Below are 25,603 nucleotides of genomic sequence, written 5' to 3' on the forward strand. Positions count from 1 at the left end.
CCCCAGCCTCCCCAACCACCACCCGGGGGGGGGGGGGTCCTTCCTAATCCTCGGGGGTGTCCCCGCATTGCGCCCGGCGGCCGCGCAAACACCGGGCCGACGGCTTTCTCGCGTCATCCAGGCGGCAGCACCGATCGATGAACCCACACGACAAGGACGTGACATGCGCATCAGGGTGATCAACCCCAACACCTCGGAATCCATGACGGAGACCATCAGGGCATCCGCCCAGGCCGCCGCCGCACCGGACACCGTGATCGAAGCGGTCACGCCCGCCATGGGGCCGGTCAGCATCGAAGGCCACTACGACGAGGCACTCGCGGTGCCCGGTGTGCTCACCGAGGTGGCACGGGGTGTTGAGGAGGGCGCAGATGGTTTCGTGCTCGCCTGCTTCGGTGACCCCGGCATGGACGCCGCCAGGGAACTGGCCCAAGGACGCCCGGTGATCGGTATCGCCCAGGCGGGGATGCATGTCGCAGCACTCGCCGCTCGAGGATTCGCTGTGGTGACGACCCTTTCGCGCACCGCTGGGCGGGCATGGGATCTGGCCCGCGGCTATGGCTTCGGCGATCGCTGCGTCGAGGTGCTGGCCTGCGAGGTACCGGTGCTGGCGGTCGATTCCGCGGACGAGCAGGTGGCTGCACTCGCCAAGCAGGCCCTCACCCACGAGGGCGTCGAGGCGATCGTGCTCGGCTGCGCGGGCATGGCCGAGATGGCGGCCAGGGTGACCGCCGAGGTGCATGCCCCGGTGATCGACGGCGTGAGTGCCGGGGTGGGCCTGGTGGAAACCATGGTGCGCATCGGGGTGGGCGGCTGCGCGAGGGCGGAGTACGCCCGTCCATTGCCCAAGCGATACACCGGCCTGCTGGAGGGGTTCAGCATTCCGGGTGCCTGAGTGAGGCTTGGTCATCCAGGCAGAGTCACATCTCTTCGGGGTGTGCTCGCGTTTCGAGTGGCCATATGTGTCTGGTGCGCACGGGGGTGGTCTCCGACGATATTCGAGAATTCTGGGATGATGACGGTGAATTACTCGGAAATCCTTGTGGTGAGCGAGAAAATGTACCCACAACTCTTATTGTGACGCGAAATTCCATCGCAGACATATGGTTGGGGGGCCTGCGAAAGGCCTTCCGTCCTGTGGACCTGGGCTGTTGCTCATGCTCAGCCCGGGACAATGCGAGCATGAACCCACGTACCAAAGAAGTTGCAGAATCGACCGCTTGGTTGCATCTGGAGAACGACACCACGATCGGCCGCCTGGCTGTCGTCACCAATGGGGTGCCCGAGATCTTCCCGGTGAACTTTGCGGTGGACGGCCGCACGATCGTCTTCCGTACCACGGTTGGCACGAAGCTCCACGAACTGACCCTCTACAGCTCCGTCGTCTTCGAGGCTGATCGCTGGGAGGAGAAGGCCGGCTGGAGTGTCATCGTCCATGGTGAAGCGCGAGTCTTCGACGATGACGCGGAGATCCAGCGTGCCGGCGAGCTGCTGGAGATCCCCTGGCAGACCGACGTCGAGGCGGAATTCGTGCGTATCATCCCGAGCGAGATCACCTGCCGTTCCACGAACTTCGGCACGGAGCACTGGGAAGGCGAAACACCCACCTGGTGGCGCTGATCTGCAGCACGTCGATGAGCAAGGGGCGGGGAATCAGTGGATTCCCCGCCCCTTGCTCCATTCGATCAGCTGGCGCGGCCACGAGGTGTCGGGATCAGTGCTGCCTGACGGGACGCGCCGGTTCTTGTACACATGTCGTGCGAAGTCCGGGGTGGTCGATAGGCTTCCGAAGTCGCCGACCGCCATGTCAGTGTCTTTGCCCAGGCATTGGTGGTCGGTGGCGCCTCAATGATGAGGCGCCTGACCAGCCCATCAGCTCAGCGGGACTCCTTGAACTCAACATGAGCCCTGGCCATCGGGTCGTACTTGCGCAGTACCAAGCGCTCGGGAGAATGACGGCGGTTCTTGCGCGTGTAGTAGGCGTAGCCGGTGCCGGCCGCCGAGCGCATCTTCACCAACGGGCGGAGCTGCTTCGAATTGCCGGCCATCAGAGACGCTCCCCTGTGCGCAGCATGTCCTGCACCACTGCGTCGATCCCCTTGCGGTCGATGGAGCGCATCGCACGAGGTGTCAGCCGGAGGACGACCTGGCGTCCGAGGCTGGGAATCCAGTAGCGCTTAACCTGCACGTTCACATCGAACCGGCGGTGCGTCCGACGGTGCGAGTGCGAGACGTTGTTCCCGAATTGTGGGCGCCTCCCGGTCACTTGGCAGGTTCGGGACATATTGCTCCTTATATATAATGAGAACCATTAGCGATTAGGATAGCAGGGGACCATGAAACCAGACATCCATCCCGACTACCACCAGGTCGTCTTCCGCGATCGCGGCGCGGGACTGACCTTCCGCACCGGCTCGACCATCGCGTCCGAGGCCACCATCGAGTACGAAGGCCAGACTTGTCCGCTCGTCGATGTGCAGATCTCCTCTGCGAGCCATCCCTTCTGGACCGGCCGCGACAAGGTCGTCGACTCCGAGGGCCGGATCGAACGCTTCAACCGGCGCTATGGGCGCGAGGGCGCCCGAAACGCAGCCGACAATGACATGAGCAAGGATGGTCAACGATGAAGGTGCGTAACTCGCTGCGCTCGCTGAGGATGCGGCCTGGCTCGCAGATCGTCCGCAGGCGCGGTCATGTCTACGTGATCAACAAGAAGAACCCGCGTTTCACGGCACGGCAGGGCTGATGCAATTGCCTTCCGGTTCCGAGCCGTCCTCCCCGGGGCAGGGGCCCGCTGAGGACCCCACTCCAGTGGTACTGATCAGCGGTCTGTGAGAGCAGGCGATGTCGCCCGTCACCACCGTCATGCAGTGGCACGCGCCCGGTGCTGCGGTCGTGAGGCATCACTTCAATCCCACGACCGAACCTCACCAGGACGGTCTGCGACGAGAGCGGCGTGCGCGAGCGTGTCGACATCGACGTGGAGGACGCCTGCCTGGACTGCACGACCCGTGCCGATGTCCTGCAGACCCTGGAGCGGCTTGCCGCCGAGCATCGCTATGAGGCGATCATCTCCCAGCTGCCGGCCACCATCGAGGCGATGCAGATGTGCCGGGCGCTCCAGGGGGGTCGAGGATCGCCCCGCATGCCAAGCTCTCCGCGTCGGTCGTTGCGCTGGAGGGCACGACCGCCTGCGGCGACCTGGTGGGCTCTGACTACCTGTGCGAACGAAACCTGCCGGTGCGCGATGACGACGAGCGCGGCGTGGGGGAGACCGCCTCGGCCATGGTCGAATGCGCCGACACAGTGATCTGCCCGGACCGCGGCCCTCGCGAGGATGCCCTCGGCCGGGCGGATGTGGTCTGCTGGAAGAGTTGTCGCCAATCCCTCTTGCACGCGCGGAGATAGAATTGCCCGGCAGCGTCGCACAGGGGAGTGGGTCATGGCAGAACAGAGCCGTCGTCGGGCCGAGACCCGAGAGCGCCTGATCGCTGCCGCGCTTGAGCTCATCCGCGAGCGATCATTGAGCTCTGCCACGGTCGAAGCGGTCAGCGAGCGAGCGGGTTTCACCCGTGGCGCCTTCTACTCCAACTTCGCCTCGATGGACGACCTGCTCGTCGCGGTCTTCGAGAAGTATGCCGAGGAACTCATCCCGGTGGGCGAACCGGTCGTCGTGCACAGCGAGGGAGTACCCACCGAGCACCGGTTGGTGCTCGGTGTCGCCGAGCGTCTGCTGACCATTCCGGTGGATCGCGAGTGGTTTTTCATCACCCGCGAGATGGCAGCCCTGGCGGCCAGACGCCCGGATGCTCGTCGTCCGGTTCTCGCCTTCTCGGTGCAGGTCAGGGCACGGATCGTGTCGATCCTCACCGAAGAACTCGATGCCCTGGGGCTCCGTCCCACGCTCGATCTCGACTCCCTGGCCACTGCGGTGGTGGCGATCTTCGAGGCCTGGCAGGAGCGGGAGTACCTCGACAATGTTCCCCACGAGACCGCGTCGCAGGCCTGTGCGACCTCCGTCGCAGCGCTGCTCGTCGGTGCCACCCAGCCACTCGAGGCTTCCACCGTAGCGGGCTGAAAGTCCGGTTGACCTCGGATGATGTCCCCGAGGTGGGCTTGAACGGGCCGTCCGGACGACGTTCCTGTGCCCAGGATGTGTCAGTGGAGCGGCAGTTTTCGACGGTTGCATACACTTTGTATCGAATACGAGATGTATCGGATGAGCCGTGCACCATGACCTGCTGAGGTTGCCCAATGTCTGTTTCCGTGATCACGAGCACTGACGCACAACAGCACGAAGCGCCCGGCGAAGTCGCGGAGAGGCTCGAGGAGGGCGAAGATTCGCAGACTCCGCAGCCACCTCGCCGCGGTGTGCTCCCCGCATCCGGCGCTCGGAAGAGTTCTGCCCGCAGTGGCCAGCCCGAAGAGGGCGAGTCGGCCGAACCCGAAGGGTTCAAGACGACACGCCATGCACCGGGCAATGGCGCCATCGAACTCGTCGATGTGAGCCTCAGTCAGCACAAGAAGGCGATTTTCGGGCCCGTCAGCATCAAGACGGCGCCGGGAAGCCTGCTGGTGATCGACGGCCCGGTCGGCAGTGGACGCACCTGCCTGCTGCTGACCATCGGCGGCCGTATGAAACCGACCACCGGATCGGGGGCGGTGTCCGGCTTCGACCTACGGGCTCAGATGAAGCAGATCCGTCGGCACGTGGCGCTCGGCTCGTTTCCCGGTCTGAACGACCTCGACCCGGCGTTGAGCGTCAATCAGCATGTCGCCGAGCAGATTCTGCTGCACAAGTTCGGGCTGAGTGTGGGTCGGGCGCGGGTGCGTGAGACCCTCGACACCCTCAACCAGTACGTCAAGGCCGCCGAGCCACTGGCCCGGGACGCGCATGCGGTGATCACCGGTGAATCGGCGAACTGCGACAAGGAATTCCTGCCGCGACTGCGCGGCAACCAGCTCGTCGCTGATCTCACCCCGCTGGAGAAGTTCACGCTGAGCACACTGCTTTCCCTGCTCGACGAGCCCGATGTGCTGCTCGTCGACGATGTCGACGAATTGCGTGCCGTGGATGATCGCGCGCGGGCGTGGGCCCTGCTCATCGGGCTTCGCACCGCTGGGCGCGAGCGCCCACTCACCATCGTCGCCAGCTGCGAGCACGACGGGCTCGACCCCACCGCGCTGGCTGACCTCTCCCAGGTCGCCGGCGGCGACCACCTCATCTACGACCTGCCCGGATGCCGCCTCGAAGTGGGCGTCACCTCCCCGGCCGCTCCCACAGCACTCTGATCGGAGCAGCACCAGTGCGTTACTTCCTCACCTCATTCGAGCTTGCCCGATTCCGGCACTCCCACCTCACCCGGCTCGCCGTGGTCATCATCCTGGTGCTGCCGACGATCTATGCGCTCACCTATCTGGCGGCGAACTGGAACCCTCAGGGCAACCTGCACAAGGTGCCGGCCGCCGTGGTCAACGAGGACGTCCCGGCGAGCACCACCATGAACGGTCAGACCACCAGTATCGATGCGGGGCAGCAGCTGGGCGCCGAGCTCACCGGTGACCAGAAGGACAACTTCAACTGGACCCTCACCAATCGCTCCGCAGCTGACCAGGGCCTCGAGTCCGGCAAGTACACCGCTGAGCTCGTGATTCCCTCGAACTTCTCCTCGACCCTGGCCACCGTGAGCAGCACCTCACCGCAGCCGGCCCAGCTCACCGTGCGCACCAATGACGCCACGAACTTCATCTCCGGCAACGTGGCCACCGAAATCGCGACCACGATCCAGCAGAATCTCTCGCGCTCGCTCACCACGAGCTATCTCAACCAGGTGTACCTGAGCTTCGACGGTGTGCACACCCAACTCGGTCAGGCGGCCTCGGGCGCTGGCAGTCTCAGCGATGGGACGGGACAGGCGCTGTCCGGGGCCCAGGATCTCACCAACGGATCCGCCTCACTGGCCGCAGGCGCCGACCAGGCGCAGTCGGGCGCCAAGGATCTGTCAGGCGGCGTGAGTTCCCTCGCCAACGGCGCACGCAGCGCTGCCTCCGGGGTGGACACCTACACCACAGGGGTGGACCAGGCTTCCGCCGGGGCGGTCAAGCTCAACTCCGGCATCACCAGCTACACCAACGGCGTGGACGCCATCTGGGCCAAGGCGCCGCAACTGCAGGAGGCAACGCAGTCGCTGAACCAGGGTGCGCAGGCGGTCTCCTCGGGAGCCAGCCAGCTCTCCCAGGGGCTCGGCGCTCCCGATGCCGCCGCTGACGGCTCGTCTGGCCAGCTGGTGCCCGGCGCTGGTGCGGTGTCGCAGGGTCTCACCTCGCTGGACTCGGCCATGAACTCCGAGGACTCCAAGGCGCAGGTCAACCAACTGGTCACCGGTTCCCAGCAGCTGTCCCAGGGTGTCTCGACCTACACCCAGGGCGTCGACCAGGTCGCCGCGAAGTGCCAGGCTGTGCACGGCGCGTCCGATCCGATCTGCCAGGCTCTCGCCGGAATCACGTCCCAGGACAGTGGAAAGCTCGCGTCGTCGTCCGCCCAGGTGTCCACGGGCACCGAACAGGTCGCGACTTCGATGAGTCAGGCCGGGCAGAGCGTGACCCAGCTCGACGCGGGCGCCAAGAAGGTGCTCTCCGGGGCCCAGCAGGCGGCCACCGGAGCCCAGAAGCTGGCCGATCCCAGCAGCGGTGCGGGTGCCCTTGCTGCCGGAGCCGCCAAGCTCCAGGCGAGCGTGGGAACCACCTCTGACCAGGCCTCCCAGCAGAACGGCTCGCCGTCGCTGCTCGGCGGACTGCACGATCTGGCTTCATCCTCGGACAGTCTGAAGCAGGGCTCCGGATCGCTGGCCCAAGGCCTCTCGCAGTTGTCGTCGAACTCGGCCGCCCTTCGTTCCGGGGCGTCCCAGCTGGCCACCGGGTCCAGCCAATTGGCCAACGGCGCATCGGCCCTCGATGACGGCTTGGGCGCACTCAGCCAGGGCGCCCATGAACTCACCAATGGCTCGGGCAGCCTGGCCAGCGGCCTCACCACCGTGCAGAACGGTATGAAGGAACTCGCCTCCAAGCTCACCGGAGGTGCTCAGGCCGTTCCGGCCAGCAGTGCTCAGCAGAGCCAGGACAGGGCCACCGCGACTGCTGATCAGGTGACCGCCGACGCCCAGCGGGACAATGCGGTCGGTGGCTACGGCGCTGGACTGGCGCCCTACTTCCTGTGCATCGGGCTGTGGGTGGGCGGCATGGTCTGCTATCTGCTGGTGCGGCCGGTCTCACTGCGAGGCATGGTGTCCACCGCGCCGTCATGGCGCTCGGCCGTCACCGGCTGGTTCCCCGGCATGCTCGTCGGCACCCTCGGTGCGCTGTTCATGTGGGGAGTGCTGCACTTCGCTCTGGGCCTGGACGCCGCCCATCCCCTCGCCGCGATCCTGTTCACCGCACTGGTCGGAGTGGTCTTCGCCGGCGTGCACCAGGCCCTGGTCGCGGCCTTCCACACCCCTGGTCGGCTGTTCGGCCTGATCCTGTTGGTGCTCCAGCTCGGCGCCGCCGGTGCGATCTATCCGGTGCAGACAGCCGGGCCGTTCTTCCAGGTGATCCACCATGTGCTGCCGATGAGCTATGGCGTCGACGGCCTGCGGCGCCTCATCGCCGGTGGGCCGACCGGTCAGGTCTGGATGGATGCCCTGATCCTGGTCGGATTCGGCGCGCTCACCATGCTGCTCACTCTGCGCGCCTGCCACCGCCAGAGGGTGTGGACGCTGTCGCGGCTGCATGCCTCGCTGGACCTGTGAGCGACTGAAACTCCTTGTCCAGGCATCGTCGGTGGTGTCCGGACTGTGGCCGTACGGCAGCGGAGCGGAGCCGCAGCAGGGGCTCGTCCCACCCGCTCACGCATCGTGCGGGGCGTGCTCGGCCGCGCGCTGGTCCCCGACGTCTGACATCCGACACGCCTGGCAAATCCAGCTTGACTCCTAGATACGGTAGCGTAACCTACGGTCCGGTAACTATCGCAGACTTGTGCGCATCCACCTGCTGGCACCCCTTCTGAATTGACGGTCACCGGTGGACGCGAGGAAGTGAGTTGGGCATTCATGCGGCTCAAAATCGAGGGCACAACTGATCGGCTCGTCGGGCAACTCGACGTGCCGGTCTCGAAATATCACGCACACCGGGCCCTCATGCTGGCCGCCCTGGCGCCGGGCGTGAGCCGCATCTCCGGTCGCTCCCGAACCCGCCAGGTGGACTGGACCGTCCAGGCGCTGCGCCATCTCGGGGTGCAGGTCGACGTGCACGAGGACGGATATGTCGTGCACGGTGTGGGCGGGCACTTCGCCGTCAGCGGCTCCGCGCGCACCGGCGCGCACCCGGGTGTCATCGACATCGGGTCGTCCGGCACCACCTTGTACTTCCTCGCCGGGCTGGTCTGCCTGGCCGAGACCCCGACCACGGTCACCGGCATGAAATATGTGCAGAACCGGCCGATCAGGGCGCTGCTGCAGGCCCTGCTCGACATGGGCGTCGACCTGCACTCCGAACGCGGTGACTGGTGCATCCCCGTGCAGGTGCAGCCCGGCCGCCCGGCAGGCGGAGATGTTTCCATCAAGGGGACGCTCTCGCAGTGGGTGAGCGGGCTGCTCATCCTGGCCCCCTTCGCGCAGCACGACACCACGGTTCACATCGTCGATGGCCCGCTCAACGAGCGCACCTATGTCGACCTGACCATCCGGATGATGCGGCACTGGGGTTTCACCGTGGAGGCCGACGAGGACTACCGCACCTTCCATGTCCCCGCTGGCCAGCAGGGACATGCCGCCGACTACACGATTCCCGCGGACATCGGGGCATCGGCCTTCGGCATCGCAGTGGCCGCCATCCACCCCTCCGATGTGCTCTTCCGCGGCCAAACCGCCATCACCGCAGCCGAGGCCGATCATCCCGAGGCCGACTTCCTCGACATCGCGGCATCCATGGGCATCGACATGCGCCGCGACGAGAAGACCGGTTTCCTGCGCGTGCGCAGCGAGGGCTCGCCGCTGGCACCCTTCGAGGCCAACTGCCGCGACACTCCCGACCTGCTGCCGGTGCTCGCCACCATGGCGTCCTTCGCCGAGGGCACCTCCAAGCTCACCGATGTGGGACATGTGCGGCTCAAGGAATGCGACCGGGTGGCTGCCATGCTCCAGCTCAACCGGCTCGGCGGCAATCTCGAGCAGGACGCCGACGAGCTGCGCATCACCGGGACCAGCAGGGCCCCGCTGCACGGCGCCGAGCTCTCATCTTTCAACGACCACCGGGTGCTCATGTCGCTGGCCGTCGCTGCCACCTGTGCCGATTCCCCGAGCACGCTCACCTATCCGCGCGCCTACCGCATCTCCTATCCGGCCTTCCTGGAGCAGATGAATGGCATCGGGCTGAACATGTCGGTCATCCCGTCCAGTTCGGTGCACGGCACCGAGGACGAGCCCACCCCCATTCCGGCAGCGGCGCCCGCCGCTCACCGGGTGGCACGGCACATCTCGGCGGAAGAGATGCTGGTGCTGCCCAACCGAGTGCGTTCGCTGGCACGCGCCCACGCGAACGAGTCCGCGGTCATCGAGGTGGGCGGGGGCACACCTGTCAGCACCTCCTGGTCGCAGCTGCAGGCGCAGGCCGACAAGGTCTCCTCACTGCTGCTCGAACTGGGCGTGCGCCCCGGGGAGTCGGTGGCGCTGCAGCTGCCGAACTGGGTGGAGTTCGTGGCGGTCACCCTCGGCATCATCCAGATCGGGGCGGTCGTCACCCCGATCATGCCGGTCTTCGGCGCGCACGAGATCGCCAAGATCCTCACCCGTTCCCGCGCCCGGATCGTGTTCATCCCCAGCGCCTTCCGGCACCAGGACAATCCCGGCGATCTGCTGGCCGCAGCAAAGGAGCCCGAGGCGGACCTGCACGTGAAGCACGTCATCGTGGTGCGCGCCGACACCCGCACCGGACGGGGCGCCGCGACGAAGACCTCGCCCGTCCCCGCGGAGGCGATGGCCGATACCCGCACCCGGCACTGGACCTGGCGCTACTACCGCGAGGCGCTGGCCACCCAGGAACCTCCGATGGACGACATCCTCGACCGCGTGCCCGATCCTGATGATCCCTGCCAGCTGCTGTTCACCTCCGGTACCACCGGTGAGCCCAAGGGCGTGCTGATGGCGCATCGTCCTTTGTCAACTGCGGTCTCGATGGAGATCGAGCACCTCGGTCTGGACTCCGACGACCGCATCTACGTGCCCACCCCGATGGCTCACCAGACAGGTTTCCTGTACGGCTTGCTGCTGAGTTGGCGGCTCGGTGTGGCCTCGGTGATCCAGCCCGTCTGGGACGCCACGATCGCCTTGGACCAGGCATTCGCGCTGGCCGACGCCACCTTCGTGCAGGCGGCCACGCCGTTCCTCGCCGACACGGTCGCCGCGGTCAAGGGCGGCAAGGTCGGCCCGGACTCGCTGCGCATCTTCGTCGCCACCGGAGCAGCAGTACCCCGGGTGTTGGCCAAGGAGGCCACCGACGTGCTGCGGGCCTCGGTGCTCGGAGCCTTCGGCACCACCGAATCCTGCCTCGGTGCGCTGGCCACCCCCACCGACCCGCCCGAGGACGCCTGGGGCTCCGACGGCAGGGCACTGCCCGGTATCGAGCTGCGCATTCGTGACGACGAGGGCCATGAGCTCCCGGCCGGCCAGGAGGGAAACTTCGAGATCCACACCCCGACGCTGTTCGAGGGCTATCTGGACCGTCCCGAGTTGACCACGCAGGTCTACACCGAGGACGGCTGGTTCCGCACCGGAGATCTTGCCATCCTCGACGAGCACGGCTTCCTGCACATCACCGGACGGGTCAAGGACGTCATCAACCGTGGTGGCGAGAAGATCCCGGTGGTCGAGATCGAGAATCTGCTGTTCCAGCACCCCATGGTGGCCGACGCGGCCATCGTCGCGATGCCGGACCCGCGGCTCGGCGAACGCGCCTGCGCCTTCGTCGTCGCCTCGGGGCAGGACAAGCTCGGATTCGAGCAGATGAAGGACTACCTCGGCGAGCGAGGACTGTCGAAGTACTACTGGCCGGAAAGGCTGGAGTACATCGACGCGCTGCCGCGCAATGCCGTCGGAAAAGTACAGAAGAACGTGCTCAGAGAGCAAGCAAAGCACCTGACCGTGGAACGGAGTAAATGAGCATGATGGACGACGCGTCGTTCGCGACCCTCAAGAACGAGGTGGCAGCCTGGGTGGCCGGCCCCGGCGAGGAGTGGTCGGAGCGCATCGAGCAGGAGGGCGCCGTTCCCGAGGCGCTGGTCGACGAGCTGCGCGAGCGCGGCTATCTGTCGCTGGCTGCGCCGGAGGAACTGGGCGGGCGGGGCGTCGGTTTCCCGCGCTTCCTGCAGCTCATGGAGCATTTCAGCCGGCTGCATGCCTCGATTCGCATGCTCGTGCACGTGAACAACGGCATCTGGCGCGCTGTCGAGCGCTACGCCACCCCCGAACAGCTGCAGGAGATCGTCATTCCGACGATCAAGGGGGAGAAGCGCATCGCGTTCACCCTCACCGAGGCCGATGCGGGCACCGGTGCCGACATCCGCACCACGGTGCGCCGCGAGGGCGACACCTACGTCATGAACGGCGAGAAGCACCTCATCACCTTCGGCGTGAGCTGCGACTGGTGGCTGCTCACCGCCCGGCTGGAGGGCACCACCGGCCACGAGGGCACCGTGGCGCTGCTGGTTCCCAACACCGACCTGCCCGGCGCCGAGGTGATCGACGATTCCCTGACCATGGGCATCACCGGCACCGACCACGCGATCCTGCACTTCCACGACACCCCCGTCCCGGTGTCCGCCCTCATCGGCGAAGAGGGCCAGGGCCTCGAAGTGGCGCTCGGCGGGTTCCTGCTGCCCAGCCGCATCTCCGTGGCGATGAGCTGCGTCGGCCTGGCCGAGCGGGCCCAGCAGCTGGCGGTCGACTTCTCCAAGGAGCGCGTCACCTTCGGCAAGCCCCTGGCAAAGCGTCAGGCCATCCAGTTCATGCTGGCCCGTAATCACGCCAAGATCCTCGCTGCCCGCGAGCTCGTCTACGCGGCAGCACGCGCCTTCGGCGAGGGCCGTCCGGACGCCGGTGCGATGTCCAGCGCCTGCAAGATGGTGGCGGTCGACATGCTCGCCGAGGTCACCGACAATGCGCTGCAGGTCTTCGGCGGCCGCGGCTACTTCAAGCGCGAGCCCATCGAGCGCGTCTACCGCGACGCCCGTGCCCAGCGCTTCGAGGAGGGCTCCAACGAGATCCAGTCCCTCATCGTCGCCCGCGCCGTCCTCGACGGCACCGCCAACTACGCGTGATCCACCGCATGACAGGAGAAGGTAATCAGATGAGCACACCCAAGGTCGCCGTCATCACAGGCAGCTCGCGCGGAATCGGCAAGGTGCTGGCCCTGCGGCTGGCCCGTCAGGGCGTGAACGTGGTGGTCAACTACAAGAAGAGCGCCGACCTCGCGGCGCAGACCCTGCAGGAGATCAGGGACGCTGGCGCCGACGGCATCACCGTGCAGGCCGACATCGAGACGGCCGAGGGTGTCAACGCGCTCTTCGACGCCGTCATCGAGCACTACCCGCGGATCGACGCCTTCGTCTCCAATGCCGCCGCATCGGCCTTCAAGGCGATCGACGACATCAAGCCGCATCACCTGGAACGCTGCATCAACATGAATGTGCGTCCCTTCGTGCTGGGTGCCCAGCGGGCCGCGCACCTGATGTCCGAGGGCGGCCGGATCGTCGTGGTGACCAGCTACGGTTCGCAGCGGGCCTTCCCCACCTATGCCCTGCTCGGTGCGGCCAAGGCTGCCGATGAGGCGCTGGTGCGCTACATGGCTGCCGAGTACGGCCCCCGCAACATCACGGTGAATGCCGTGAACGGCGGTCTCATCGACACCGACTCGCTGGACTTCTTCTACCACAAGGTGCCCGGCATGGCTCCGATGCAGACCGTGCTCGAGAAGATCCCACTGCGCCGTCCCGGCACCGCCGATGACATGGCCGCTGCAGTGGACTTCCTGCTGTCCGAGAACGCCGGATACATCTCCGGCCAGGTGCTCTCGGTGGACGGCGGGCTCACCATTGTTGCGCCGCCCTACTGGGCCGACACCACGGCGCCGCTGCGCGATGCCGTGGAGCGTCCGCACCATGACACTGAGAAATAGGGGTGCTGGGAAGTAGCGGCCCGGCACGTGGCGGACACGCGAAACAGCAATCACGGAAATTGACGGGGGAATGATGGCAGCACGCTCCACTGCCGGTGTGCCTGGATCCGGGCGACCGAGCAGCGCCGGACCTGGCGCCAGGGCAACGGCCGGGGGACTGGTCTGCACGCCATGGCAGTTCGGCACACTCGAGGTGCCCGGCCGGATCCTGATGGGCTCCATGCACACCGGCTTCGAGCGGGACGGGCGCCGGCTCGGCGCCTTCTACCGCGAGCGGGTGGTCGGCGGCGCAGCGATGATCATCACCGGCGGCTATGCGGTGGAGCTGCGCGGCCGGTCGGTGGCCGACGACATCGTGATCGGCCTGCCGGAGTTCGATGGGCCGCTCTCCGAGTCGGTGCGCTGCGTCCACGAGGCCGGCGGTCTCATCTCGGCGCAGCTGTTCCACGCGGGCCGCTATTCGCGCGGCCCGGGTGGGCCGTCCGAGCGGCCGCTGGCGCCCACTGCCATTCCCTGGCGCCCGGCGCGCGGGGTGGAGCCGGTGGAGATGACCGAGCAGGACATCGCCGACACCATCGCCGCGTTCGCGGGCGCCGCCAAGCACTCCGCGGAACTCGGATACGACGCCGTGGAGATCTCGGCATCCGAGGGATATCTCATCAATGAGTTCTGCTCGCCCCGCACGAACAAGCGCACCGATGCCTGGGGAGGCGACTCCTTCAGGCGTCGGCATTTCGCCCGTGAGGTGGTCGCAGCGGTGCGCACGGCGATCGATCTGCCGATCTCGGTGCGGCTGTCCGGCGATGATCTGATGCCCGGGTCGTCCACCCCAGAGGAGGTCGACGAACTGGCGAGAGTGCTCGTCGAAGCGGGTGCGGATGCGCTGAGCGTCGGTGTGGGCTGGCACGAGTCCACCACGCCCACAGTGCAGTTCTCGGTGCCGCACGGCGCCTGGCTCCCCGTGGACGACCGGGTGGCCCGGGCAGTTCCCGGCACGCCGGTGATCGGCTCCAACCGGGTGGTCAGCCACGACGAAGCCGAACAGGCATTGGCCGGCACATCTCTTGCAGCGGTGGCCATCGCGCGGCCCTTCCTGGCCGATCCCGATGTTGCGCTGGGCGGCGGCCACGTGGCCATCGCCTGCATCGGCTGCGATGAGGCGTGCATCGACCATTCGCTGTGGGGCAAGCCGATCTCCTGCCTGGTCAATCCGCGGGCGGGCTTCGAGACGGAGTTCCCGCTGGACGCCGTTGACCACGCGAAGAGCCTTGCCGTGGTCGGTTCTGGCCCGGCCGGTCTGGCGGCGGCCCTCGACGCGGCCACGCGTGGACACCGGGTGACCGTCTTCGAGCGGGACGCGCACTTCGGTGGCCAGCTGCGACTGGCATCTCTGGTCACGGACAAGCAGGACTATGCCCTCGCGATCGACGCCTGGGTGACGCGGCTGCGCGCGCTCGGAGCCAATCTGGTTGCCGGGGCGCAGCCGTCAGTGGAGGAGCTCTCGGGCTTCGATGCGGTGCTGGTCACCACCGGAGTGGAGGCCCGCACTGCTGACATCGACACCGATGGTTCGGTGCGCATCATGAGCTACGAGCAGGCGCTGGAGGATGCTGCCGCGACCCCGGCCGGGGAAGCCGATCTCGGCCGGCTCCTCGTGCTCGGCGGTGGGGGAGTGGCCGTCGACGTCGGCGCAACCCTGCTCTCGAGGTGCACAGCCGTGACACTCGTCCGCCGTGGCTCCAAGCGTTTCGCGGCAGGCACCAGCCCGACCACCCGGTGGATTCCGCTGGGCGAGCTGTACGCGGCCGGGGCCCAGTTCCTGCAACCGGCGAACCTCGTCAGGGTGCGCACCAACGTGGCCGAGCTGATGGTGGACGGCGAGCCGAAGAGCGTTCCGGTGGACACCCTCGTGGTGGCGACGGGGTCGGTTCCTGCGGATACCGTCGACCTGAAGGCCCTGGACCGTGCCGGTACGCCCTACCGCGTGGCAGGAGGCGCCCGGAATGCCGATCAGCTGAATGGCGTGCGCTCCACCAGCGAAAGCCTGCGGGCCGTGCGCGAGTTGCTGGCAGAGGTCGTGTCGGAGCCGCAGCCGGTTCGCTGAGCCCAGTCGGCGGGGCGGCTCCGGCAAGCCTTCGGGCCACAGCTGGCGGCACCATCAGCCGATGGCCGCCACCACGAGGGCGAGGGCTTCGTCCAGCAGTTCTGGCGGGATGACCAGCGAGGGCAGGAAGCGGATGCAGTTGCCGTTGATGCCGCAGCTCAGCGCGAAGACGCCGTGGTGCAGCAGATCCTCGACAACCTGGGCGGTCTTCGACGCGTCGGGGGTGCGGGTGCCCGGACGCACGAATTCCACAGCCATCATCGCTCCTCGTCCGCGCACATCCCCGACGCACGATGACGACCCGATCAGGGGTTCGAGCCTGGCGCGGATCTGCTTCTCGATGGCCAACGCCCGGGCGCAGAGGTCCAAGTCGCGCATTGTTTCCAGGGCGCCCAGGGCTGCGGCGCACGAGACCGGATTACCCGCATAGGTGCCACCGAGCCCGCCGGGCTGTGCAGTGTCCATGATCTCGGCGCGCCCGGTGACCGCAGAGATCGGCAGACCACCACCCAATGCCTTGGCGGTGGTCACGATGTCGGGCACGACGTCCTCGTACTGGCAGGCGAACCACTTGCCCGAACGACACATACCGGACTGGATCTCATCCACGATGAACACGATGCCGTGCTCGTGACACCAGGACTGCAGGACCGCAAGATAGCCGGGCGCCGGCACGATGAATCCACCCTCACCCTGGATCGGCTCCACCAGCAGACAGGCCAGCCGTTCGGCAGTGACCCGGGTCTCCAGGTAACCGATGGCACGTTGGGCGGCCTGTTCACCGGTGATCTCCACCGGCTCCTGGAAGGGGTAGGAGCTCGGGAAGTGGTGGATCTCGGGGGCGAAGGGCCCGAACCCGGCCTTGTAGGGCATCGCCTTGGACGTGAGCCCCATGGTCAGATTCGTGCGTCCGTGGAAGGCGTTCTCGGCCACCGCAACAGCGCTGCGGCCGGTGGCGTGGCGCGCGATCTTGACGGCATTCTCGACCGCCTCGGCGCCGGAGTTCAGCAGCACGCTCTTCTTGTCGAAGTCTCCAGGAGCCAGCTCGGCGAGCTGCTCGCACACCTCGACATAGCTCTCATAGGGGGAAGCACCGAAGGCCGTGTGGGTGAAACGGGTGACCGCCTCCTGTACGTTGTGCACCACCTTCGGGGCGGAGGCGCCCACGCTGGTCACCGCGATGCCGGCGCCGAGGTCGATCAGCGAGTTGCCGTCCGCATCCACGAGCACCCCGCCATCGCCGGCGGTGATGTACACAGGTGAGGACGACGACGCGCCGCGTGCGACCACCTTGTTCCTGCGTTCCGCGAGCTCGAGGGATGCCGGCCCGGGCAACGCGGTGACCAGCTTTCGTTGCTGGGGCAGGTGGTAGGTGGGTTCGGACATCGGCAATCCTCTTTCAGCTGTGCGGGCGGTGCGCAGGCAGCTCATCGCAGGTGCCTGCGCTGGGTTCAGCCTGCCACGAGATGGACCGTGCATCACGGGAAGAAAGCGTTCATCCCTGCGGACATTCCTGGCACCGGGGGGGGCATGACGCGCAGTCAGGTCAGCGGCTCTGCCTCTCGCGACCCGGCCGAGTCCTTCGGGGCGTCGACGCGGCCCGGCCGGGTTCGCTGGGCATCGACCAGCATGCAGGTGACACGTGCGGTGCTGATGAGGCGGTCGTCCTCACCTGTGACGGTGACGGTGTAGGTGGCAACGGAGCGTCCCAGATGGATGGCGTCCGCCACGGCGGTGACATGCCCATGGGTGGCACCGGAATGGTGGGTGGTGTTCACTTCGAGCCCGAGGGCGATCTTGCCCAGCGTCTTGGCGTGCGAGGCTGCGGCCCGGGAGGCGATGCCTTCGCACAACAGAATCGTCGCGCCGCCGGCCAACCGCCCGTAGGGCTGGGTGTTGGGGGCCACCGGCATGGTTGCCACCGCATGGGCAGGGCTGACCTCCACCGTCTCGATGCCCATGTAGCGGCTCAGCGGCGTGGGATCGGTCAAGGTGTCGAAGGGTGGCAGGTTCACCGGGCTCCGTTCGTCGTGCGATGTCACGTGTACCCACGGTAGTGGGCTCCTGAGCCCGGGCAGGCCCTTGGGACCGGGCGGCAACCCGCCCGGGATCCCTCGCTCGTGGGGTCGGGTGGGCGAAACCGTTCCGAATCGGCCAGCGGAGCTGGATTCCGCACGGTTCCGCGAGGAGAGGTCTGCATCCGACCCCGCCCATGGCCCTCCTGAACAGTGTTCAGTATCGAGGCCTACACTTTCACGGTCGACAGAGGAGGCGTGCCGTGACAGCTGTCGCGTCGGACCGTGAGAAGCACGAGCAGGCAGCGGTACCGTCGAAACGGCCCGCGGTCCGCAATGCGGCTGCGGCATTCGTCGACCTCGGCACACTTGAGGTGCTCACCACCAGGCCCGATGCTGTCGCCCAGTTCTGGCAGGCGCACCGCGACCACCGGCTGGTCGGGCTCCGTACCTCGGGTACGACCACCGGGACGAGCAAGACCATCGTGAGGACCACGGATTCCTGGGTCGACAGCTTCGATGCGATTGCGCGCCGATGCGATCTCGGGCCCGAGGATCGCATCTGGATTCCCGGGCCGATGTCCGCCACGATGAATCTCTTCGCCGCCTGCATTGCCGACCACATATCGGCGTCCTGGACGGTGAGTGATCCCGGTTCGGCCACGGTGGCCCAGCTCACCCCAGCACGTCTGGTTCGTCTGCTCGACCAGGGCTTGGCGCGGTACCCGCGGTTGCAGTCCGCGATCATCGCCGGCGACGGGCTGTCCCCGGTGGTCGCTGAACGGGCCCATGACCAGGGGCTTCACCTTTCGCACTATTACGGCACCGCGGAATTCTCGATGATCGCGATGGGCACCAGTGCAGCCGACCTCGCACTCTTCGACCAGGTCGATGTCCAGATCCGGCAGGGACACATCTGGGTGCGCTCGCCCTGGATGTGCGAGGGCGTGGTCAAGGACGGCGCCTACACGCCCCTGCCCCGCCAGCAGAGCGGATTCTCGACGGTCAACGACTTCGGCCGGCTCGAGGGAACGCACCTGCTCGTCGACGGCCGGGAGGGTGCCATCACCACCGCCGGAGCCACGGTTCCGCTGGCGCCGCTGCTGGCCCGCATGCGCCCCGTGGTCACGCACGGCGAGCTGTACCTGTTGGGCTGCCCCGATGCGCATGTCGGGCAGGTGCTCACCGCGGTGGTGACCGATCAGGACGATCTCGACCCGCTGCGTGCCTGGGCCAAGCAGGAGTTGTCCGGAGCACTGCGCCCGCGCCACTGGGCGTGGGTGCCCAAGCCTCCGCTCACCCCGGCCGGGAAGGTCGACACCCGGGCATTGACAGAACAACTCTCAGAACCCCGAGCCGAATCGGGTAGCTGCCGATGAGTCCCGAGTCCGGAGAATCGACGAGCTCCGCACCTGGTGCAGCCCGGGGAGCAGGACTGGGCACTGCTCCGGCCGATGGTGCTCGGGTGACTGGTGCGGAACCACCAGCGAATGGCCCCACCACCAGTGCGACGCCCCGATTCGCGCTGCGATCAGCTGCCCTCGAGCAGCCGGGGCACAACGGTGGCAGCGCAGATCGACACGGCAACGCACCGGTGATCATCGGCGCCCTGCGCACCGCCATCGGCAACCGGGGCGGCTGCTTCCGCGACCTCGACACCACACAGCTGGCGGCGCCGGTGCTGTCCGCACTGGACGACCGGCTGCCCGAGGGTCTCGACGTCTCGCAGGTGATCCTCGGCAATGTCCGGGGGCCCGGTGGCAACCCTGCCCGCCTGGCCGCGTTGGCCGCGGGCATCAACACGAGAGTGCCGGCCGTGACGGTCGACCAGCAGTGCGGCTCGGGGATGGCGGCCCTCGAATGCGCGTGGCACCGCTGCCGCAGCGTGCGGGGAGTGGTGCTCGCCGGGGGCGTGCAGGCCGTCTCGACCCAGCCTCTCACCTTGTGGCCGCCCACGGGAAAGGAGCCGGCTCGGCCCTTCGAGCGGGCGCCCTTCGCTCCCGCGCCCTGGCAGGACCCGGACATGGGCATCGCCGCCGATCTGCTGGCCGAAGAACATGGCATCACCCGCGAGCGTCAGGACCGTTATGCGCTGCGCTCGCACATGCTCGCCGTGACCACTCGCGATGCCGGTGGATACGACGAGGAGATCGTCACGGTGGCAGGGCAGTTGCGCGATGAGCGGCCCCGCCCGGGGTTCACCGCGGCACGACTGGCGCATTTCCGGCCGCAGTTCCGCCCCGAGGGCACGGTGACGGCGGCGAGCTCCTGCGGAATCAGCGATGGCGCGGCGGCAGTCACCATGGTCGACGCCGAGACTCACCGCGCCCTGGGTGTGCCTGGCTTGAGGATTGTCGGCTGCGCATCGGCCGGATGCGATCCGGACCGGCCAGGATGGGGGATCGTGCCGGCCGTCGAGGCTGCGCGGGACCAGGCGCACGTCGGTCTGGACCAGATGGCGGCCATCGAGTTCAATGAGGCCTTCGCCGCCCAGGTGCTGGCCTGCGCCGATGGGCTGGGCATCGACGAGACGCGGATCTGCCCGCAGGGCGGCGCGATCGGGCTGGGGCATCCCTGGGCGGCCTCCGGTGCGATCCTCCTCGTGCGCCTGTTCAGCGAGCTGGTCCGCAGCGGACATGGCGGGTACGGGCTGGCTGCCATCGCGATCGGCGGCGGCCAGGGTGCCGCGATGATTGTCCAATCCTGTTGATGGTGGGCATGCTGATGGCCGGAGAATGGCGCAGCGTCGATCTCCTCGGACACACCTGCTCCGGGCCGATTCCGGAATTCAGCGTCCTCTCGACTGCGGTCGCGCGCTCATGGACATCGGGATTTCTCTGGTGAGGAAGGCTCCATCTCGCCTCGCGTACCCGTCCAGTGACCCCATCCCGGCTCGTGTAGCGTGACTTCGGGCTTGGTGACCGCGGGCGTGGCGTGGAGTCTGATCTGTTGGCTCGTGATCCAAGCGAGGTGCTCACGTTGAGTGCCTCAGCTCGGTCGGAGCCCTTGCGGCCAATGCGCCGCACAGTCGGCATCGAATGACCGAGAGACAACAGTCCATGACCTATGGAGATGAAAGAATGAGTGAATCGACATCCGCACCGGCGCCTGTCCTTCCGCTGCGTCCCGCCAGTGAATGCCGTTTTGATGCGGTGTCCCTGGGCGAGGTGATGCTGCGGCTGGATCCCGGCCCGAAGCGCGTCCGCGCCACACGAGCATTTGACGTCTGGGAGGGCGGCGGCGAGTACAACGTCATCCGTGGCCTGTCCCGCGTGTTCAACCAGCGCACCGCTGTGGCAACAGCCTTCGCCGACAACGAGGTGGGTCACCTGCTGGAGGGCCTGATCCTCACCGGTGGCGTGAACACCAGCCTGATCAAGTGGGTACCCTACGACGGCATCGGCGCCACCGTGCGCAACGGCCTCAACTTCACCGAGCGCGGCTTCGGCGTGCGCGGCGCCCTCGGCGTGTCCGATCGCGGCAACAGCGCGGCCAGCCAGCTCGGCAAGGACGACATCGACTTCGACGAGCTCTTCGGCACGCTGGGTGTGCGCTGGCTGCACACCGGCGGCATCTTCGCCGGTCTGTCCGCCAAGACCACTGAGACGACCATCGCGGCTGTCGAGGCGGCTCACCGCAACGGCACCATCGTGTCCTACGACGTCAACTACCGCCCGAGCATCTGGATGAACAACGGTGGCCAGGAGCATGCCATCAAGACCAACCGCGCCATCGCGCCGCTGGTCGACGTGATGATCGGCAGCGAGGAAGACTTCAGCTCCGGCCTCGGCTTCCCGGTCGAGGGCATGGACGCAGGCCTGACCGATCAGACCGTGGCCAGCTTCGAGTCGATGATCAACCGAGTGGCTGATGCCTACCCGAACCTGAAGGTCATCGCCACCACCATCAGCACCGTGGCGAGCGCCACCACCAACAACTGGGGTGCGCTGGCCTGGTCTCCCGAGACCGGTCTGCTCAAGTCCACCTTCCGCAACGGCCTGGAGGTCTTCGACCGGGTCGGCGGCGGCGACGCCTTCGGTGCCGGCTTCGTCTTCGGCCTGCTGGCCGGCCAGAATTTGGCCACCTGCGTGGAGTACGGCGCAGCCAACGGCGCGCTCGAAATGACCACTCCTGGCGACTCCTCGCTCGCCACCAAGGACGAGGTTGTCAGCCTGGCCACCGGCGGCACCGCCCGACTGGTTCGCTGAACCACCGGCCTGTTGATTCGGACGGCACGGCTGTCCGCTCCTCCTGGGGTGGGCGCCGTGCCGTTCTGCGTCCCTGCAGCATTGGCTTGTGCGTCCCCGTGATGAGCCGGGTTGGTCTTCGGCACTGTTGATTTTCAGGATTTCGGGTCACACTCGGTAGATATCCATGTGGTTGAGGGGGCGACGATGGCTGAGAAGAAACCCGTCAAGAAGAGTGCGAGGGCTGGCCGGGAAGCGGACAATCCGTCCATCAAGGATCCGGAGATGTACGAGGCCCTTCGCGATCAAGGTGCCAGTCAGGAGAAGGCCGCCCGTATTTCCAATGCCGCAGCGGCGACCTCTCGCAAGGCGGTCGGGCGCAAGGGCGGCGAGGCCGAGGACTATCCCGACCGCACCAAGGACGAACTGCTGCAGCGCGCCAGGGAACTGGATGTCGAAGGCCGGTCGAAGATGACCAAGGACGAACTCATCAAGGCCCTGCGGGATCACTGAGAGGCGAGACCACTGACACGAGGGACGTCGAACTGCGGGATCAGCGAGGTTCCCGTCGGTACGGGGTCGTTGGGGAGCTGCGCACGAGCAGCGTGGGCAGCACGCCCCACAGCAGCACGAATCCGAGCAGACAGCAGATGCCCGTGATGATTCCTACCCTGAGATCGATCGTGAACCCGAAGACCACTGTGACAACCAGGGCCACGGTCAGACCGAGGCAGCCGAGGCCGGCTTTTGCGAGGAAGTTCCCGAATCGCACCAGATCGTCCTTCGCATGGTGGCGGAATCGCAGCCGGTGCGCCATCACCGGGGCCATGATCAGAGCGGTGGACAGCGTCGCCATCAGGGCGGCGGCGAGGTAAATCCCCAGCAGAGCCCCGTGAAGATCGATGAAACGCGCCTGGAAGGGCAGCGTGAGCAGGAAACCCGAGAGGATCTGGATTCCCGTCTGGCTCACCCGCAACTCCTGCAGCAGCTCGCTCCAGTTCCGGTCCAGGCTTTCGGCCACCGTCTCGTTGCGTTCGGCTGGCGGCTTGTGGGCCACCGGATCGTCCGGGTCCTGACTCATCTCGATCTCCTCGTCGGTTCGCGGACGACGTCCGGTGGTCGCCGGCAATGGCACGTACCGTGTGAAGGCCCCGTTGGCGACACCGGATGCTGCATCAAGTCCAGCGCTTCTCCATTCCCAGCGCGTTGGTGGTTGAGGCTATTCCGTCGGCGGTGCATGCGGAATAGGGACGATCAATTGAATGTTGAACGATCCATGCGGCGTTTCGGAACTTTGTCCTTCGGGCACTACGGACCTCTTGGCGGGGGTGAGCAGCTCACAGCTGCCGATTCGATGTTCCAGGCCATCGACCTGGCCCAGGGAATGGATGAGCTCGGGGTCAACGGCGCGTACTTCCGGGTGCATCACTTCGCCCGGCAGCAGTCCTCCCCGATGACCTTGCTGGCGGCCATTGCGGTGCGCACCGAGCACATCGAGGTGGGGACCGGCGTCATCGACATGCGCTATGAGAACCCGCTGCACCTTGCGGAGGATGCCGCGGCAGTGGATCTGCTCAGTGGCGGACGACTTGCACTCGGCGTGAGCCGGGGATCGCCAGAGACCGTGGTGAGGGGGTACGAGGCCTTCGGCTACACAGGATCCAAGGACCCGCGTGGCGCCGACATCGCGCACAGTCACTTCGACCTGTTCATGCGGGCGATTCGCGGCGAGGGCCTTGCCGAGCGCGACCCCGAGAGCCCGATGGGCGGTGGCCGCGGGATGCAGCGCATCGAGCCCCACTCTGACAGCCTGGCCTCCCACGTCTGGTGGGGTGCAGGGTCGGTCGAGAGCGCCCAATGGGCGGCGAGGACGGGCGTGAATCTGATGTCCTCCACGCTGCTCACCGAGGACCGCGGCATACCCTTCGACGAGTTGCAGGCCCAGCAGATCGAGGCCTACCGGGAGGCCTGGCGCAAGGCCGGGCATGAGGGCACGCCACGCACTTCGGTGTCCCGCACGGTGTTCCCGATCCTGGACGACAAGGACCGGGCGCTCTTCGGGGCCAGCGCGGAGGGGGAGGGCGTCGGCTACATCGACGGCTACCGGGCCACCTTCGGCAAGACCTATGTGGGCGAGCCCGACGCGCTCATCATGGAGCTTGCCGATGATGCGGCCGTGGCCACTGCGGACACCCTGATGCTCACCATCCCGAGCCATCTCGGTGTGGCCTTCAACCTGCGTCTGGTGGAGGCCTTCGCCGAGCATGTCGCGCCCTCACTGGGCTGGAAGCCGGCTGCGTGAGATCGGTGGAAATGCGGCAGGGCACGGCTCACAGCATGTCGGTCAGTGCGTGAACCGTGACCTCAGTGCCGTGGTCCTTGAATCGCAGTGCGTGGCGGGCTGACTTTGCATAGCCCAAGAAGGAGATCCCACGGGCGGCCGCGGCTTCGTCATCGGTCAGGGAGTCCCCGATGAAGCAGCACGTGCACGGAGAGGGTGAGCCGGCCAGCGCGAGGGCGCGGTCGAGGAGATCCGGATCAGGTTTCATCAACTCCGGGTGCTGAGGATCCCGGCCGACGATGCCGTCGACGAATTCGGCGAGCCCCTGTGCCGCCAGGAATGCGGAAATGCATGCAGGGCAGTTGTTGCTGACGATGACCACGGTCTTCCCGTGCTGGCGCGCGGCATCCAGGAGATCCGAGACGCCTGGTGTGGGAGTGGAGACCAGGGCCGCGTCAGTCTCCGCCCGGGTGCATGTCCGTTCCACCGCAGCAAGTGCGGCCGAGCTTCCCGAGCGGCCGGCAGCTTTGATGATTGCGATGTGATCAGTGGTGTCAGTGAATTCGGGCGGCAGGAACCCCAGCGACTGCCGGAACGCCGCCTTCGCGGTCTCGGCCAGCTGGCTGTTGAGCGGTGGAGGCAGAAGGCCCACAACCGGGCCGTCGAAGTCCAGCAGGATGGTGGAGGCAGCGTGGAACAGCTCACGGGCCGTCGTCATGGCCGAATTTCCCTTGCGATGATGGTTTGGCAAGGGATTCCGCACATGGAGCGGGCGACGGGAATCGAACCCGCATGTCCAGCTTGGGAAGCTGGCGCTCTACCACTGAGCTACGCCCGCACGGCCTGGAGCCTCGCTGAGTCTAGCGCATCGGCTCGAGCTCCCAGAACCGTCGGGGAGCGAACCCGAACCGTGCAGAACCTGTCGCGCACTGGTCCCGACGGCACAAAACCGCCTCCTGCGCGATCGAGGGATGGATTCCGCACGGTTTGCCGGTGTTGCTCGCGCGAGCACTTTCGGCGGGGGCACATGAGCCCGGCTCGTCACTGGAAACGCGGCAGCCGCCCGTAGAAGACATCGCCTGGCTCCGGTGCAGGTGCAGGCTCGGGCGGTGTGCGCAGCCGCTGCCACTGGGCGAAATAACGGCCGGCGGCACGTTGCCACAGGATCCCGACCCCTGTTGCCGTGAGAGGGATCGACAGGCAGGCAATGGGGTTGAACAGTATTCCCAGCAGCGAGACGCCGATGGCCGTCCAGCCGAAGACGCGCGTCGCGCGCAGCCCCGTCCAGGCCTGGTAGGCCACCACGAAAGGCGCGCTGAGCATGGCTGCGACGCATGCCGCCAGCCCGATCACCAGCAGCACCGACGCGGCGCCACCGGGGCGAGGCTGCAACCAGCCCACCACCCAGGCCGAGTCGAAGAACCGCGAGACATGCATGGCCACCCACCAGTAATGGGCGTAGCCAGCGCCTGCTGCAGCGGCGGCGGCGTAGAGCAGGCACTGCGACACCACGATCACGCCAGTTCGTCGCGGTTCACCCGTCCGCGGTGACAGCCTGACACCCCTGTGGGTGGGCTCGATCGGAGGAAGAGTCGCAATGGGCATCGCCGGCGGCACACCGATGCCCTCGGACGCAGTGCTGACAGCTGCAGTGTCCTCAGCTGCAGGGCCGACAGTCATGGGATCGACTTCTGCTTTCACTGAGGGAGTCGTTCCGGCGGTGCCCCTGTCCGACGCCGACCGGGCGACGCCGTCGGGCATCTCGTCCATGCTTCCCGGATCCATCGACGCCTCCCACCGATCGCGCTGT

The 25,603-nt window shown here is 67.0% G+C and carries 25 protein-coding genes and 1 tRNA gene; 17 read left to right on the plus strand and 9 right to left on the minus strand.

Annotation, left to right across the window (positions count from 1 at the left end):
* The first annotated feature begins 163 nt into the window (after positions 1–163).
* Together ABF648_RS04055 and ABF648_RS04060 are read left to right on the plus strand one after the other, a co-directional pair.
* Positions 164–895, plus strand: coding sequence for an aspartate/glutamate racemase family protein (locus ABF648_RS04055; protein ID WP_415631011.1), 732 nt, complete (start codon positions 164–166; stop codon positions 893–895).
* Positions 896–1,182: 287 nt separating this feature from the next.
* Positions 1,183–1,620: a pyridoxamine 5'-phosphate oxidase family protein gene (locus ABF648_RS04060; protein WP_415631012.1), complete on the plus strand. Its 438-nt coding sequence runs from the start codon at positions 1,183–1,185 to the stop codon at positions 1,618–1,620.
* Positions 1,621–1,877: 257 nt separating this feature from the next.
* Here the strand turns inward: ABF648_RS04060 and rpmG are convergent, their stop codons facing one another.
* Positions 1,878–2,048 carry a 50S ribosomal protein L33 gene (gene rpmG, locus ABF648_RS04065; RefSeq protein WP_415631013.1) on the minus strand — a complete coding sequence of 57 codons (171 nt, stop codon included), beginning with the start codon at positions 2,046–2,048 and terminating at the stop codon, positions 1,878–1,880.
* Positions 2,048–2,284, minus strand: coding sequence for a 50S ribosomal protein L28 (gene rpmB / locus ABF648_RS04070; RefSeq protein ID WP_415631014.1), 237 nt, complete (start codon positions 2,282–2,284; stop codon positions 2,048–2,050). Before rpmB ends, rpmG begins: the two co-directional genes overlap by 1 nt.
* Positions 2,285–2,336: 52 nt before the next feature.
* Between rpmB and ABF648_RS04075 the strand changes: the two genes are divergently transcribed.
* Together ABF648_RS04075 and ykgO are read left to right on the plus strand one after the other, a co-directional pair.
* The gene (locus ABF648_RS04075) at positions 2,337–2,627 is read left to right on the plus strand and encodes a type B 50S ribosomal protein L31 (RefSeq protein WP_415631015.1); all 291 of its coding nucleotides are present in this window, start codon (positions 2,337–2,339) and stop codon (positions 2,625–2,627) included.
* Positions 2,624–2,746, plus strand: coding sequence for a type B 50S ribosomal protein L36 (ykgO, locus tag ABF648_RS04080; protein WP_415631016.1), 123 nt, complete (start codon positions 2,624–2,626; stop codon positions 2,744–2,746). The genes ABF648_RS04075 and ykgO overlap by 4 nt, the downstream gene beginning before the upstream one ends.
* 162 nt (positions 2,747–2,908) lie before the next feature.
* Here ykgO and ABF648_RS04085 read toward each other — a convergent pair whose 3' ends face one another.
* Positions 2,909–3,055, minus strand: a complete 147-nt coding sequence (locus ABF648_RS04085) for a hypothetical protein (RefSeq protein ID WP_415631017.1) — start codon at positions 3,053–3,055, stop codon at positions 2,909–2,911.
* 53 nt (positions 3,056–3,108) lie between these two features.
* Between ABF648_RS04085 and ABF648_RS04090 the strand changes: the two genes are divergently transcribed.
* The 8 genes from ABF648_RS04090 (at position 3,109) to ABF648_RS04125 (ending at position 15,310) form a co-directional block, all read left to right on the plus strand.
* On the plus strand, positions 3,109–3,408 hold the full coding sequence (locus tag ABF648_RS04090; RefSeq protein ID WP_415631018.1) for a hypothetical protein: 300 nt from the start codon (positions 3,109–3,111) through the stop codon (positions 3,406–3,408).
* Between the two features lie 34 nt (positions 3,409–3,442).
* Complete coding sequence (locus ABF648_RS04095; protein ID WP_415631019.1) at positions 3,443–4,078, plus strand: TetR/AcrR family transcriptional regulator; 636 nt, start codon at positions 3,443–3,445, stop codon at positions 4,076–4,078.
* Between the two features lie 176 nt (positions 4,079–4,254).
* Positions 4,255–5,292, plus strand: coding sequence for an ATP-binding cassette domain-containing protein (locus ABF648_RS04100; protein ID WP_415631020.1), 1,038 nt, complete (start codon positions 4,255–4,257; stop codon positions 5,290–5,292).
* Positions 5,293–5,306: 14 nt separating this feature from the next.
* The gene (locus tag ABF648_RS04105; protein ID WP_415631021.1) at positions 5,307–7,787 is read left to right on the plus strand and encodes a YhgE/Pip family protein; all 2,481 of its coding nucleotides are present in this window, start codon (positions 5,307–5,309) and stop codon (positions 7,785–7,787) included.
* 300 nt (positions 7,788–8,087) lie between these two features.
* Positions 8,088–11,192, plus strand: coding sequence for a 3-phosphoshikimate 1-carboxyvinyltransferase (aroA, locus tag ABF648_RS04110; protein ID WP_415631022.1), 3,105 nt, complete (start codon positions 8,088–8,090; stop codon positions 11,190–11,192).
* Entirely contained in the window at positions 11,189–12,349 is a 1,161-nt protein-coding gene (locus ABF648_RS04115) for an acyl-CoA dehydrogenase family protein (protein WP_415631023.1), read from the plus strand. Before aroA ends, ABF648_RS04115 begins: the two co-directional genes overlap by 4 nt.
* A gap of 29 nt (positions 12,350–12,378) precedes the next feature.
* Entirely contained in the window at positions 12,379–13,206 is an 828-nt protein-coding gene (locus ABF648_RS04120; protein ID WP_415631024.1) for an SDR family oxidoreductase, read from the plus strand.
* Between the two features lie 70 nt (positions 13,207–13,276).
* Complete coding sequence (locus ABF648_RS04125; RefSeq protein ID WP_415631025.1) at positions 13,277–15,310, plus strand: FAD-dependent oxidoreductase; 2,034 nt, start codon at positions 13,277–13,279, stop codon at positions 15,308–15,310.
* Positions 15,311–15,364: 54 nt separating this feature from the next.
* Here ABF648_RS04125 and gabT read toward each other — a convergent pair whose 3' ends face one another.
* Positions 15,365–16,696, minus strand: a complete 1,332-nt coding sequence (gene gabT, locus ABF648_RS04130; protein WP_415631026.1) for a 4-aminobutyrate--2-oxoglutarate transaminase — start codon at positions 16,694–16,696, stop codon at positions 15,365–15,367.
* Positions 16,697–16,851: 155 nt separating this feature from the next.
* On the minus strand, positions 16,852–17,352 hold the full coding sequence (locus tag ABF648_RS04135; protein WP_415631027.1) for a PaaI family thioesterase: 501 nt from the start codon (positions 17,350–17,352) through the stop codon (positions 16,852–16,854).
* A 236-nt stretch (positions 17,353–17,588) separates the two neighbouring features.
* On the opposite strand from ABF648_RS04135, the gene ABF648_RS04140 reads away from it, so the two are divergent.
* The 4 genes from ABF648_RS04140 to ABF648_RS04155 all read left to right on the plus strand — a co-directional run bounded on the left by ABF648_RS04140 (position 17,589) and on the right by ABF648_RS04155 (position 22,025).
* Complete coding sequence (locus ABF648_RS04140) at positions 17,589–18,704, plus strand: o-succinylbenzoate--CoA ligase (protein WP_415631028.1); 1,116 nt, start codon at positions 17,589–17,591, stop codon at positions 18,702–18,704.
* 86 nt (positions 18,705–18,790) lie between these two features.
* A complete protein-coding gene (locus ABF648_RS04145; RefSeq protein ID WP_415631029.1) occupies positions 18,791–20,035 on the plus strand; it encodes a thiolase family protein in 1,245 nt (414 codons plus the stop codon).
* Positions 20,036–20,405: 370 nt separating this feature from the next.
* The gene (locus ABF648_RS04150) at positions 20,406–21,533 is read left to right on the plus strand and encodes a sugar kinase (RefSeq protein WP_415631030.1); all 1,128 of its coding nucleotides are present in this window, start codon (positions 20,406–20,408) and stop codon (positions 21,531–21,533) included.
* A gap of 186 nt (positions 21,534–21,719) precedes the next feature.
* Positions 21,720–22,025, plus strand: a complete 306-nt coding sequence (locus ABF648_RS04155) for a Rho termination factor N-terminal domain-containing protein (protein WP_415631031.1) — start codon at positions 21,720–21,722, stop codon at positions 22,023–22,025.
* A gap of 40 nt (positions 22,026–22,065) precedes the next feature.
* Here ABF648_RS04155 and ABF648_RS04160 read toward each other — a convergent pair whose 3' ends face one another.
* Positions 22,066–22,593, minus strand: coding sequence for a DUF6328 family protein (locus tag ABF648_RS04160; protein ID WP_415631032.1), 528 nt, complete (start codon positions 22,591–22,593; stop codon positions 22,066–22,068).
* Positions 22,594–22,788: 195 nt separating this feature from the next.
* On the opposite strand from ABF648_RS04160, the gene ABF648_RS04165 reads away from it, so the two are divergent.
* A complete protein-coding gene (locus tag ABF648_RS04165; RefSeq protein WP_415631033.1) occupies positions 22,789–23,814 on the plus strand; it encodes an LLM class flavin-dependent oxidoreductase in 1,026 nt (341 codons plus the stop codon).
* Between the two features lie 28 nt (positions 23,815–23,842).
* Here ABF648_RS04165 and ABF648_RS04170 read toward each other — a convergent pair whose 3' ends face one another.
* The 3 genes from ABF648_RS04170 to ABF648_RS04180 form a co-directional block, all read right to left on the minus strand.
* The gene (locus ABF648_RS04170; RefSeq protein ID WP_415631034.1) at positions 23,843–24,511 is read right to left on the minus strand and encodes an HAD family hydrolase; all 669 of its coding nucleotides are present in this window, start codon (positions 24,509–24,511) and stop codon (positions 23,843–23,845) included.
* A gap of 46 nt (positions 24,512–24,557) precedes the next feature.
* Positions 24,558–24,631: transfer RNA gene (locus tag ABF648_RS04175), tRNA-Gly, on the minus strand.
* Positions 24,632–24,834: 203 nt separating this feature from the next.
* On the minus strand, positions 24,835–25,578 hold the full coding sequence (locus ABF648_RS04180; protein WP_415631035.1) for a hypothetical protein: 744 nt from the start codon (positions 25,576–25,578) through the stop codon (positions 24,835–24,837).
* Between the last annotated feature and the right edge of the window lie 25 nt (positions 25,579–25,603).

Source organism: Propionibacterium sp. (assembly GCF_047719395.1).
In the GTDB taxonomy this organism is placed as follows: Bacteria; Actinomycetota; Actinomycetes; order Propionibacteriales; family Propionibacteriaceae; genus Propionibacterium.